Annotated in this window: 6 protein-coding genes; 1 reads left to right on the forward strand and 5 read right to left on the reverse strand. The window is 73.6% G+C overall.

The window, feature by feature from the left end:
* Positions 1 to 23: 23 nt before the first annotated feature.
* The 4 genes from ACZ8ZB_RS33085 to ACZ8ZB_RS33100 all read right to left on the reverse strand — a co-directional run bounded on the left by ACZ8ZB_RS33085 (position 24) and on the right by ACZ8ZB_RS33100 (position 8,097).
* Entirely contained in the window at positions 24 to 1,940 is a 1,917-nt protein-coding gene (locus ACZ8ZB_RS33085; RefSeq protein ID WP_470741247.1) for a non-ribosomal peptide synthetase, read from the reverse strand.
* The gene (locus ACZ8ZB_RS33090; protein ID WP_470741248.1) at positions 1,940 to 5,173 is read right to left on the reverse strand and encodes a non-ribosomal peptide synthetase; all 3,234 of its coding nucleotides are present in this window, start codon (positions 5,171 to 5,173) and stop codon (positions 1,940 to 1,942) included. The genes ACZ8ZB_RS33085 and ACZ8ZB_RS33090 overlap by 1 nt, the downstream gene beginning before the upstream one ends.
* A gap of 150 nt (positions 5,174 to 5,323) precedes the next feature.
* The gene (locus ACZ8ZB_RS33095; RefSeq protein ID WP_470741249.1) at positions 5,324 to 6,670 is read right to left on the reverse strand and encodes a non-ribosomal peptide synthetase; all 1,347 of its coding nucleotides are present in this window, start codon (positions 6,668 to 6,670) and stop codon (positions 5,324 to 5,326) included.
* 56 nt (positions 6,671 to 6,726) lie between these two features.
* Complete coding sequence (locus ACZ8ZB_RS33100; protein ID WP_470741250.1) at positions 6,727 to 8,097, reverse strand: MFS transporter; 1,371 nt, start codon at positions 8,095 to 8,097, stop codon at positions 6,727 to 6,729.
* Between the two features lie 1,010 nt (positions 8,098 to 9,107).
* Here ACZ8ZB_RS33100 and ACZ8ZB_RS33105 point away from each other — a divergent pair.
* The gene (locus tag ACZ8ZB_RS33105; protein ID WP_470741251.1) at positions 9,108 to 10,862 is read left to right on the forward strand and encodes a lysyl oxidase family protein; all 1,755 of its coding nucleotides are present in this window, start codon (positions 9,108 to 9,110) and stop codon (positions 10,860 to 10,862) included.
* Between the two features lie 1,349 nt (positions 10,863 to 12,211).
* Here ACZ8ZB_RS33105 and ACZ8ZB_RS33110 read toward each other — a convergent pair.
* Entirely contained in the window at positions 12,212 to 12,796 is a 585-nt protein-coding gene (locus ACZ8ZB_RS33110; RefSeq protein WP_470741252.1) for a TMEM165/GDT1 family protein, read from the reverse strand.
* Positions 12,797 to 13,026 lie beyond the last annotated feature (230 nt).

Here is a 13,026-nt window from a genome sequence, read left to right on the forward strand (position 1 = left end):
CGGTGTGGGCGAGGGTGGTCATCTCAGGCTCCCGCCCCTCGCACGGCCTCGCGGCGGCGGTCGACGAGGGCGGCGACGGCGCGCAGGTCCGGCTGGCGCAGGAACTCCGGCGCACGCAGGCGGACGCCGCTCCGTTGCTCGATGACGGTCAGCAGGCGGGCGGCGACGATCGATGTGCCGCCGATCATCGTGAAGTCGTCGGTCAGCACCGTCTCGGGCCTGGCGAGGAGATCGCGTACGGCCTCCAGGACGATCCGCTCGCCCGGTGTGGCGCCGTCCGGCACGTCGGTGCGGCCGCCGGCGTCCGGGGCGGCCGCCTCACGCGTCAGCCCGGCCCGGTCGACCTTGCCGTTGGCGTCCAGCGGGAAGGCGTCGACGATCCGCACGGCCGAAGGCACGGCCTGCTCGGGAAGCCACGCCCGCGCCGCCGCCAGCAGCGCCTGCCCGGAGACGGAGGCACCGGGCGCGAGGCGGACGTACGCGACCAGGCGGGCGGCGCCGTCGGGGCCGTGGGGCGCGGTGACCACGGCGCCGAGTACGGCCGGGTCCTTCTCCAGCGCTGCCTCGACCTCGGCGGGCTCGATCCGTACACCGCTGATCTTCACCTGGTTGTCGAGACGGCCGAGGAACTCCAGCATCCCGTCCCGCCGCATCCGCACCCGGTCGCCGGTGCTGTAGAGCCGGTCCACTCCCGGAAGATCCACACCGGGTGCGGGGGCGGTGAAGCGGCGCGCGGTCAGCTCGGGGTCCACGTACCCCAGCGCCAGGCCACTGCCGCCGATGCGGAGTTCACCCTCCTCGCCCCGCGCCACGGGGCGGCCGTCGGGGCCGGTGACGACGACCGTCACGCCGGGGACGGGGGCACCGATCGGCGGCGCCCCGGAACCTTCCGACCCGGCGTCCGCGGCGCGCATGGCGTACGTGGTGGTGACGACGGTGGCTTCCGCGGGACCGTAGGCGTTGTGGACGGTCGCGGTCACGTCGGCGCCCGGGCGGCGGCGCATCCGGTCGCCGCCGACGACGAGATGGCGCAGCGCCAGGCCGTGCGGCCAGGGCTGCTCCAGCAGCGGTTCGATCATGGGGGTGGCGGCCACCCCCACGGACACGGCGGCCTCGCGCCACCAGGAGGTGAGCGTCCCGGTGTCCCAGCGGACGTCGTCGGGCGCGGGCACGAGCGCCGCGCCCGACGTCAGTCCCGCCCACAGCTCCAGCAGGTGAGGGTCGAACGCGACGCCGATGAGCAGGGACTGCCGGTCGCCGGGCGCGAGACCGGTCTCGGCGCGGTACCAGTCGAGCAGTGTGCCGAGGGCCGGCTCGGCGACGACGACGGCCTTGGGACGGCCGGTGGAACCGGACGTCAGCACCGCGTAGAACGCCTCGCGAGGCGCGCGGAGCGCACCGGGACGGGACGGGGCGAACGCCGCCACCACCGTTCCGGCCGCGTTGACCCCGCCGTCCGGCAGGGCCAGGGAAGTGTGCTCGGCCGCCCCGTGCCGGGCGGGGAGCACGGCGGGGGCACCGATCAGGCAGGCGACGTCCAGGTCCTCGGTGACGGCGGCGACGCGCCGCTCACCGGGGCGCGGCCCCAACGGCAGGTACACCGCGCCCAGCCTGGCGATCGCCACGGCCGTCACGACGAGTGCGGCGGAGCGGTCCAGGCAGACACCGACGAGGTCACCCGCCCCGACCCGGTCGCGCAGCGCGGCCACGGTCTCGTCGGCGGCGTCGTCGATCTGCCGGTACGTCCAGGTGCGGCCGCCGTCGATCACGGCGGGAGCGTCCGGGGTGCGGCGTGCCCAGTCCTCGAACAGGGCGAGCATCCCGGTCGTGACGTTCTCCCGGGGCGCGGGGCCGTGCGCGACGCTGAGCGCGTCGTCGCCCGGGGAGGCCGGGGCAGGGACCGCGGGCCGGGGGTCGGGGGAGGTGGTCGGGCGGGTCATCAGGACTCCGTGGAGGGGGTGGTGGCGGAAGGGGCGGCGAGCGCGCCGGCCTGGTCGGCGAGCACCGGGTGGCGGAAGAACAGCCGCATCGGCGGGCGGTGGCCGAGCCGGGGCTCCAGCCAGGCCGCCAGTTGCGCGGCGCGCAGCGAGTGGCCGCCGGCCCGGAAGAAGTCGGTGCACTCGTCGAAGTCGTCGTGCCCCAGCACCGCGCGCCAGCCGTCGGTGAGCAGCGCGGTCACCGGGTCGGCCGGAACCCTCCCGGTGCGGCCCCCGCCCCGCGGGGCCTCGTCCCGGGAACGCGCCGCACCGCCGGGACCGGACTCGCCGGCCGCGCCGAGCTCCGCGGCCCTGCGGGCGAGTGCCCCGCGGTCCGGCTTGCCGCCGGCCAGCGCGGGCATCGTGTCCAGGCGTACCCACCGCTCCGGTACCAGGGCGGCCGGCAGCCGCAGCCCGAGCCGCGTGCGCAGCGCCCGCTCGTCCCACGCGTCACCCTCGCCGGGGCCCTCCACGAAGCCGACCAGCCGGGGTCCGCCGACGGTCTCGCGGTCCAGCACGACGGCACAGGACCGACCGCCCAGCGCGGCCGAAGCGGCCGCTTCGATCTCCTCCAGTTCGATCCGGTACCCGCGCAGCTTGATCTGGTTGTCCCGGCGGCCGAGGAAGTAGAGCGCCCCGTCCAGACCCCGGTAGCCCAGGTCACCCGTCAGGTAGACCCGTTCACCGCCGAGCGCGTCGAGACGCGTGAACCGGGCGGCCGTGGTCTTCGGATCGCCCACGTACCCCTCGGCGAGCCCGGCCCCGGCGATCGCCAACTCGCCCACCGCGCCGTCCGGCAGGGGACGGTGGTGCTCGTCCAGGACGTGGACGCGTTCGCCGGGCAGCTCGGTCCCGAGCGGAACCTCCGCCCCGTCGGCCAGGGTCTCCGGCGCGATGCGGTGGACGGTGGTGGTGACGGCCGCTTCGGTGACGCCGTAGGCGTTGAGCACCGTCGCGTCGGTGTCCGCCAGGAAGGAGCGCAGCGCGTCGGCCGGAAGGCGTTCGCCGCCGAGCACGAGCAGGCGCGGCGTCCAGCGGCCGTCACGCAGGGCGGGCCGCAACTCCTCCCGCACGGCGAGGAAGTAGCTGGTGGGCAGGTTGGCCACGGTGACGCGCGCGTCGGCCAGCAGCTCGGTCAGCTCGGTGCCGGCCGGCACCTCGTGCCCGGGGACGACGAGGCACGCCCCCGCGTACAGGGAGGGCAGCACCTCCTCCAGGGCCACGTCGAACACCGGCTGGGCGAACAGCAGGACCCGGTCGTCGTGCCGCAGCCCGAACCGCCCGGCCACCCCGGTCAGATGGTTCTCGAGTGCCGCGCGCCCGACGGCTACGGCCTTGGGGACGCCGGTCGACCCGGAGGTGTGAATGACGTACGCGGCGCCCGGCACCACGGGCGCCGCGTGCGCCTTCGGCATCCGCGGCGCGTCCACCGCGGCGGTCGGCAGACCGTCGGGCACCGTGACGGGGTGGCCGGCCGAGGTGAGGACGAGGGCCGGGGCCAGACGGCTCAGCAGCAGTTCCAGACGGGCGGGCGGATCCGACGGCGACAGCGGGCAGTGGACCGCCCCGGTGCGCAGGCAGGCGAGCAGCACCACGACCGCGTCGGCGCCGCGCGGCAGTACGGACGCCACCGGCTGGCCGGCCCGCACCCCGGCGGCCAGCAGGCGTTCCGCGAGGGCGGTGACCCGGGCGTCGAGGTCGCCGTAGGTCAGGCGGCGGGCGCCGATGAGCAGGGCGGGCGCGGACGCGTCGTGGGCGCTGAGGGGATCGAGCGGGTCCGCGTCCGGGCCGGGGGCGTCGGCGCCCCCGGACGCCGCCTGCCCGCGGACGACCGCGGCGGGGCCCTGCCCGTCGGCGGACCCGGGCGGCGCCAGGTCCGCCAGGGCGGTGCCCGGGGCGTCGAGGTAGGCCCGCAGCAGGTCCAGGAACCGGCCGGCGAGCAGTTCGGCCACGTCCTCGCCGAACATGTCGGCGTCGTAGTCCCAGACCAGGGTCATTCCGGCGCCGCCGTGCCGGGGACCGACCCCGCGCCGGTCGTCCGGCAGCAGCACCACGTCCAGGTCGAACCTGGTGGTGCCCGTGTTGAACCCCTCGAACAACGTGATGTCCAGACCGGGCGCGTCGACCTCCGGCAGTTCGGCGTCATGGGCGCTGAACATCACGTCGAACAGGGGGTTGTCCGCGCCCGAGGTGCGCAGGCCGAGCGCGTGGGTCAGCTCCTGGACCGGCACGTCCTGATGCGGCAGCGCGCGGATGAGGACGTCGGTCACCTCGTCCATCGTCTCCTCGGCCGGGGCGGCCGGGTCCAGCCGCAGCGGCAGGGGGATGGTGTTGACGAACATGCCGACGGTCTTCTCGTGCCCGCGGGGCCGGTTGCCCACCGCGGTGCCGACGACCAGGTGCGCACGGCCGCTGTGGCGCCGCAGCAGTTCGGCGAACAGGCTGAGCAGGGTGGAGAACGGGGTCAGACCGCGCAGCCGCGCGTGGTCGCGCAGGCGCTCCGCCAGGTCCGCGCCGATCGACTGCCGCAGTTGACCACCGTGGTGGCGGCGCCCCGCGCCGGGACGGGAGAGACCCGGCAGCGGCATGTCGTAGGGGAGTCCGCGCAGTTCGGCGGTCCAGAAGTCCAGACCGGGGTGGCGCGCCCCGGTCTCCCGGCCGCGGGCTTGCGCCTCGACGTGATCGGCGTAGGAGGGCGCGGGCGGCAGTACGACCGGCTCACCCAGGACGTGGCTCCGGTAGACGGTGAACACGTCGTCGAGCAGGATCGCGAACGAGTGTCCGTCGTGGATCAGATGGTGCTCGACGTGGATGAGCCGGTGGTGCTCGTCCCCGAGCCGCACCAGTGTCCAGCGCAGCAGCGGCGCCTCGTAGGTGTCGAGCGGGGTCTCCGCCTCGGTGCGCAGCAGCTCCCGGAACGCGGCCTCCGGGTCGGCGCTCGCGCTCAGGTCGACCGTCCGCAGCCGGGGCGCGCACGTCCGGGCGACCCGCTGGCCGGGTACGGCGCCGGTGACGGCGACCAGTTCCAGGCGAAGACCGGCGTGCCGGTCGAGCGTGGCGGCGAGGCCGCGGCGGAGGGCGTCCGTGTGGAGCGGTCCCCACAGGTCGAGTGCCGCGGTGAAGTTGTAGGCGCGGCTGCCCGGCTGCACCTGTTCGTGCAGCCAGACGATCTCCTGCGAGGAGGAGAGCGGAAGCATGGGCGATCCCTGGGGTCGTCGGGTCGGGTGAGGGCCGACCGGGCACGGTCGTACCCGGTGGCGGTGCGGGAGCCGGCCGCGGATCGCGCGGACGGGTTCCGTCGGGGGAGGAGGGGACGGAAGGCGGCGTAAGGGCGGTACGGGTGGTGGTCAGCCGAGGAGCGGTGGCGTCGGCTCCTTCGCGCGGAGTGCTTCGGTGAGCGCGTCGAAGGCGTCGAGGGCGGTGCGATCGGCCGTCACGGCGCGGTCCCACACCATGCGCAGGTGCAGTTCGCCGTCTCCGTGGGTGATGGAGACGGCGAACGGTCCGCGTACGGGCCTGCCGTCGACGTGGACCTCCCGGCCCTCGACGCCGGCCAGGCGGAGCGAGGGGCGTTGTGCGACGTCGTCGACGGTCAGCAGCCCGTCGAGGCGGCCGGACCAGCCGGATCCGGCCTCCCGGGCCGCGCGCACGACCGCGTCGAAGGGCACGTCGGCCCGGTCCAGATCCTCCCACCAGGCATCGGCGGTGGCTTCGGCGCCGGTCGGCGCCGGCCCCGTCGCGGCCGGGAAGACCACCGTGTTGAGGAAGCAGCCGAGCACCCCCTCCGCGCCGGGTGGGCGGCCGCCCCACGGATAGCCGAGCGGTACCGTGTGGCCCGGACCGTACAGGGCGCGTACGGCGGATCGGCAGGCGTTCAGCAGGTCGGGGAAGGACGTCCCGGCGGCGGACGCGGGCAGCAGCACCGAAGCCGAACCGGTCGGCGGTGTCCCGTCCGCGGGAAGGGCGCGTGGTGCGGCGGGAGCACGGTCGCGGACGGCCCGCAGCCGTTCGCCCCAGTAGGCCAGTGCCTCGGGTGACTCCGCACGCTCCTCGGCGTCCAACTGGAGCAGTACGGCCTCGCGGTAGGCGGCCAGCTCGCCGGCGGTCTCCCCGTCCGCCGGCGGCCGCGCTCGCGGCCCTTCGGCGTAGGCGGCGCCGAGTTCCTCGACGATCCGGGCCAGTGTCCGCCCGTCGCACGCCGCGTGGTCGAGGACGACCGCCAGCACCTCCGGCGCTTCGCCGCCGTACGGGGAGGACGCGTGGTCCCGGTCACCGTCCGTCGTGTCGTCGGTGAGGAACAACCGCATGGGCGGGCCGTCGGGCGCCCACGCGCCCAGCGTCCGACGCAGAGCCGTGCCGGCGTCCTCGCCGGGCGCCCGGGGCACGTGCACGACCGGGACCTCCGGCTCCTCCATGCGCAGCACGGGGGTGCCGCGCACCACGGCGGGACGGCCGCGGAGCACGGGGTGCAGCGAGGCGAGACGCTGCGCCGCGGCGGCGAGGCGCGACGGATCCACCGTGCCGCGTGGGAAGGCGAAGAACATCGGGACGAGGTCCGGTCGCCCGGTGGGATCCAGCGCGCGCACCAGTGCGAAGCGGCGCTGGGCCCCGGTCACGGGCAGCAGGGCAGGGGCCCCGAGGCCTGTGGTGAGTCCCCGATAGCGAGCCAGGTACTGGCCTGTGATGCTGGGCACGTGATCCTCTCCGTCGTCGGCCGCGGTGTCGTTCAGGGCGTTCCCGGAAGGCCGGGTCAGCCGGGTGACGTCGTCCTGTCACGCTTGTCGGTCCCGGTCCCGGTCCCGGTCCCGGTCCCGGTCCCGGTGACGGTGGCGCCGGCCGTGTCGGTGTCCGGGGCGGCGGGGTGCACGGCATCGGGGCCGGTGGGCAGGTCGCGCATCCCGCGCAGCGCGGAGAACAGCAACGGCAGCGGTACGGCGAGGAAACCGGCCGCGCAGCACAGCAGGGCGGTACGGGCGCCGAAGCCGTCGGCGAGCGCCCCGCCGGCCAGCGCGCCGAGCGGCAGCGTGCCCCACATCAGGAAGCGCAGGGTGGCGTTCATCCGGCCCAGCAGGTGCGGTGGGCACAGGACCTGGCGGAAGCTCACCTGGGCGACGTTGTAGACCACGGCGCCGAAGAAGACGACTCCCGAACCGAGCGCGAACAGAGCGGCGCCCCCCACCCGCTCCGACAGCGGCCACAGCAACGCGAACGGTCCTGTGACCAGGGGGGAGAGCCAGATGATCCGGGCTTGTCCCCACCTGGCGGCGAGCGCACCCGCGACCAGCGCGCCCACCAGTCCGCCGACGGCCGCGGCGGACAGCACAAGACCGACCGCTCCGGGGCCGAGGCCCAGGACACGGACCAGGAACACCGTCTGAGTGGCCATCAGCAGCGCGGTGAAGAAGTTGCCGAGCCCGGTGGCGGCGGCGATCACCCGCAACAGCGGCCGGCCCAGCACGAAGCGCAGCCCCTCGCCGATGTCCGCGCGCAGCGACGCACCGGGAACGGGTTCGGGACGGGGCTCCGATCGCTCGATCCGCCGCAGGCAGAACGCGGAGAGGGCGTAACCGACGGCGTCGGCGACGACGGCCAGGTGGGCGCCGAGGAGCTGGACCAGGCCGCCGCCGAGCCCGGGACCCGTCACCTGCGCGGACGACCGTACGGTCTCCAGTGCCCCGTTGCCCTTGACCAGCTGGTCCCGTGGCAGGAGATGGGGCAGGAAACTCTGGTGGGCCACGTCGAAGAAGACGGTGGCGACGCCGGTGACGAAAGCGACGGCGTACAGCTGGGCCATCGTCAGGACGCCGGCCACGCCCGCCACGGGGACGCTCGCCATGGCCACGGCCCGTACGACATCCGCCCGGATCATCAGCGGCACCTTGCGCATGCGGTCGACCCATGCGCCGGCGGGCAGCCCGATCACCAGGAACGCGGCGGTCTCGGCGGCCGTGAGCAGCCCGACCTGGAAAGCGGGCGCGTCGAGTTCGAGCACGGCCACGAGCGGCAGGGCCACCAGAGTGACGTGGGCGCCGAACTGCGCGGCTGCCGCTCCGGCGAGCAGCAACCTGAAGTCGCGCATGCGCAGGGGGCCGTTGGCCGCGGCGCGGAATGTGACGGGCATGTGAACGACCTTCAGTGAACGGTCGATCGAGAGTCAAAAAGAGATGGACTCTTTTGGTCATTTCTTCTGGCGTTCCTGCGCCATATCAGCAAAATTTTCAGCAGATCGCAGTGTCCGTCGGATGAATCGCCGATGGCATGCCGAGCTCACGGGGGCGGACGGCTCCGATCCGTCGGGTGGCGGCACCGGTCGGTGCGCCCCCCGACGCCTCGGGTGACCGTCCTGTCCGGAAACGATCACCTGCTCGGGGCGTGCGGTCGGAAATGATCATTCCGACTGGTATGGCGTCGACGGCGCGGACGAGGAGCCGCGGTCGCACACGACGGAGCGGAGGACGAGCGGACCGTGGCCGGTGCGGTGACGGAGGAACGTGCCGACGCCGGCGGAACCGGAGGAGCCGGACCGGACGGCGGCCTCCTCGGCACCCGCCCCCTCCGCCCACGGCGACGAGGGCAACCTGAAGACGGTCCCCTCGCCCGTCCCGATGGGCAGACCACGACCACGACGCCGACGCGCTGTCCACGAGAACCCCCTGCCCGGGCGGAGCGACGCGCCGGCGGGCAATCGGCGGGTGCTCACGGTCGGGCCGCGGTCGTAACGCCTCCACCGGGGACGCCGGCACGGCGGACGCCGTGCCGGCGTCCCCGGTCGTGAAGCCGCGTCATGTCCGCAGTACCGCCGGGCGGGTCCGGCCGTGCCGGGACCTCGGCCCGAGCCACGTCCCTGCCCGCCGTGGCCCGGGTCGTCGGGCGGCTTGTACCAAAAGGACCGCCCCCGGGCGGACCGTATCCGGGACTTCGGCCTGATGCCGTCCGCAATGGAGCGATCCGGTCAACACCCCATGATTTTCCGCCCACCTGACAACCGTGCGTCCGGTCCGTCCCTCTTAGGGCCCGGGTACGACAGGTGCCCGCCGCCCTGCCCGCGCGGCGGCTCTCCCGGCCCGGCCGGCAAGCCGGCCGGGAGAGCCGCCTGCTTCCTTTCCACAGCATTCGAAGGACGAGGGATCGATGACCAGAACGCGCACCACCCGACTGCGGCGCCCGCTGCTCGCCGGCGCCACGGCTGTCGCCGCCATGGCTGTGACGGCGGGGCTCGTGGCCGCCACCGCGGAGCCCGCGAAAGCGGCGACGGGGCCCAAGCTGAGCCTCATCGCCGCGACCACTTCGGTCACGCTCACCTCCTGGAAGGAAGAACCGGGCGTCTACCTCGACCTCGGCACCTACCTCACCGCGGAGGGGGCGCCCCTGGAGCTGAAGGTGACCCGGAAGTCCTACAAGGACCCGGTGGCCATCGCTCAGACCGTGTACGAGGGCGGCAAGGCCAAGGCCAAGGCGCTGCCCGAAGGCACGGTGAAGGACTTCTCCGGACTGCGGGACTTCACGGAGATCACGGTCACGGACAAGGCGGGCAAGAAGGTCCTCAGCCGGAGCGAGGACTTCTGCCCGAACAACGCCAGCGGCCGGGTGCGGCCCGACGCGCCCGCCACCTCGAAGTATCCGGAGAGCTGCCCCACCAACCCGTTCACCCTCGGTTCGGTATGGGGCGTCGAGAAGGGCTGGGCGGCCAACACCTACGCGGGTACCTACACCGAGCCGGTCGCGCTGGCGGCCGGCACCTACACCGCCAGGATCGGGGTCGCCAAGAAGTACCGTGACCTGTTCGGCATCGCCGACAAGCCGGCCAGGGTCAAGGTGACCGTGCAGGAGCGGAGCTACGAGGACGAACTGGACGCCACCGGGCCGGCGGCACGGTCCTCCGCCCCGGGTGAGCACGCCGGTCACGGAGCCGCCCACCGGACGCCGACCGCGCACACGGGCCACGGGCCGGGACACGCCCCGACGCCCGCCGAAGCCGCCGCGCCGGTCACCAGTGGCGCGGGCCCCTCGTACAACGTGGGCCACGGACCGCTGAAGGCGGCGCCACCCGCCCTGCCGTGGGCGCTGAAGAAGCAGCAGGCCGCGCGCTCGACGCGAGTCGGGGACACGGGAGGCCAGACCGACGGCTCCCGCAAGGCGCCGGCGCTTCAGCCGCTGTCGAAGCGGCCCGCCGGCACACCCTCCGTCCCGGCCGTCCCCAAGCCCGACCTGCGCTCGCTGCCGGCCTACGGCATCGTCATCAGCGACGGCGAGAGGGACGTCCCCGGCAAGGACTATCTGGCTTTCAGCGCCAACGTGTGGAACGCCGGTCCGGCGCAGCTGGTGGTGGACGGCTTCCGGTCGCCCGGCAAGGACAAGATGGACGCCTACCAGTACTTCTACGACGCCAAGGGCAAGCAGGTCGGCTACACCCCGACCGGCACCATGGAATGGGACCCCCGCCCGGGTCACATGCACTGGCACTTCACGGACTTCGCCAGCTACCGACTGCTGAAGGCGGACAAGAAGGAGGCCGTGCGCAGCGGCAAGGAGGCCTTCTGCCTCGCGAACACCGACGCGATCGACTACACGGTGAAGAACGCCAACTGGCATCCGTTCAACACCGACCTGTCCACCGCCTGCGGCGAGGAGAGCTCGATCTCCGTCCGGGAGGTGCTGGACGTCGGCTCCGGTGACACGTACTCGCAGGACCTGCCGGGCCAGTCCTTCGACATCACGGACGTGCCCAACGGCACGTACTACATCCAGGTGCTGGCCAACCCGGAGAAGCGGCTGAAGGAGACCGACGTCGACAACAACAGCGCCCTGCGGAAGATCGTGCTCGGCGGCAAGCCGGGCAAGCGGACGGTGACCGTACCGGCACACGACCTGGTCAACGAGAACTGACGAGACGCCAAGGATCGGTTGACACAGGTCGGGGGCGACGGCCACGTGCGACGGCCGTCGCCCCCACGCCGCACGGTTCCGGTGCCCGTCCGCCGGGGGCGACCTGCTCCAGCGGCCGGCCGGACGGGTCCCGGAGTCCGCCGTGCAGGGCGGGGTCACCGACGAGGCACCCCCCCTCGACCGTGATGAACACCCGGCAGGACTCCGTCGGGTCCTCGGGGCCGGCCCGTCCCGGCGGCAGGGCTCGCGCGGTGCGTTACGGTCCCGCTTCGCCGCCGTGCGTGTCCGCCCGGCACGAGGGCTACACCCGTACCGGCACGACGACCTCCTTTCTTGAGCCTCCTACTGTCAAGAAAACCCGACGCAAGTTGTCATATTACTTGCTTTGATATATATGAGTAAGAAGCGTCGGCGGGGACACTGCGGCGTCGGTGCCGCGTCCTTCGGCGGCGGGTCGGGCCTTCTCACGCTCACCCGCCGACACCTTCCGGCGCCTGCCGGTCGCGCTGCGCGCCAGGCCGTTTCCCGAGGTCCCGCATCTCGACAGGGAAGGGGAGGACATGGGGACGAATGCTCCGGTGCGGTTGCTCCTGCCGTCGTCGGCCGGGGCCGGAAGGGCCAGAACCGCTACGGCACGCCCGGCACCTCCTGCGGCCGCAATGTGCCGTCCGGGGCCGGCGGCCCCACGCTGACGCGGAACCGGTCCGGCCGAACCGTTCGACACCACGATCCGGGAAGGACGAACTGCCGTGGTATCCGCTGTGGTGGTCCCCTTGATCCTGCTCGTCGTCGCCCTCGCACCCGGTCTGTACGAGGACTGGAAGGCATACCGCAGGCAAACCCGTCTGCCCCTCCCTCCAGCCCGAAGCAGTCCGGCCGGCCTGCTCGGCGCCGGGGCGGCTTGGCTGCGGCACCGCTCAACGCGCCGGACCGACTGCAGCGGTGTGCGGAGCCCTCGTTCGAGCGCTCGTCCTCGGCGCGCCGAGCACGACGTACGCCGGGACACTCCGCGGGCGCCCGCCCCTCACTCCCGAGGCGGACAGGCCGCCTCGGCGGGGCCGCCGCCAAGCCGCGGAGGGCCGAGCACCGAGGCAGCCGGCGCAGCGGCAGAGCTCCGTCCGCCGGGTCCGAGGATGCGGAGCTGCTGAGCGCACGACGGGCGTGGAAGAACCCCGGCCCGGCCGCTGTGCTTCTGGCGGTCGCGGATCCGGTCGGCCCGCTCGGTGACGACGTGGCTGCCCCACCGGCCCCGGCGCACGGTCGCGGACCTGGCCTCGGCGCGGCAGATGCGGACACGGAGCCGTGCCGAAGCCCTCGGCGCCTCACCGCGCCGGCCGTGCGCGAGCCCGTCAGCCGGTGAAGGCTTCGACGAGGGTCCACAGGGCCAGTGCGACCATGCACAGGCCGCCGAACCGCTGGACGGTCTTCAGCGGGACGCGCTTGGCGATGAAGCGGCCTGCGAGCAGGGCGAGGGCGGAGACGGACATGAGTGCGGCGGCGGAGCCGACGGCGGTGGGCAGCCAGCCGTTGGTGGCGGCGAGGTTGGCGGTGGTGATCTGGGTGAGGTCGCCCCATTCGCTGATGAAGACGGCCATGAAGGCAGTGGTGTAGACGGGCCAGAAGCCGGTGAGGGTCTTCGCTCCGTCTTCGTCGTCCTCGTCGTCTCCGCCGCTGCGCAGGAGGACGACGGCGCCGAAGGCGAACAGGGCGGCGGAGACGAGCTTGACCGCCATGTCGGGAAGCAGGCTGAGGAGGCTGCCGGCGCCGACGGCGATGGCGACGTGGACGATGAACGCGGTGGAGGTGCCGAACCACACGTACAGGGGGCGCATGCGGGTGCCCATGGCCAGTGAGGCGAACATCGTCTTGTCGGGGAGTTCGGCGAGGAAGATCAGCCCGAAGGCAGTGAGGATCGCCAGGGGGTCGAAAGTCATCCTGGTGCTTTCTGCTGGGCCGGGCCACCGGTTCGCGCGGCAGTGGTGCGGGCGGCGAGAACCGGTTCGGCCCGGCACGACGGATCGGCCCGCACGGGTGTGCGGACACGGTGGTCATGCATGGCCGAAGGTCTCGTCCGCCACGGCGATGATGCCGGGGCCCGATGGCCGGGACGGACAAGCCGTCCAGTATGTCGACCAGCGGTATTGCGGGACTACTCCCCTTCGCA

This window comes from Streptomyces sp. 12E (assembly GCF_055633275.1).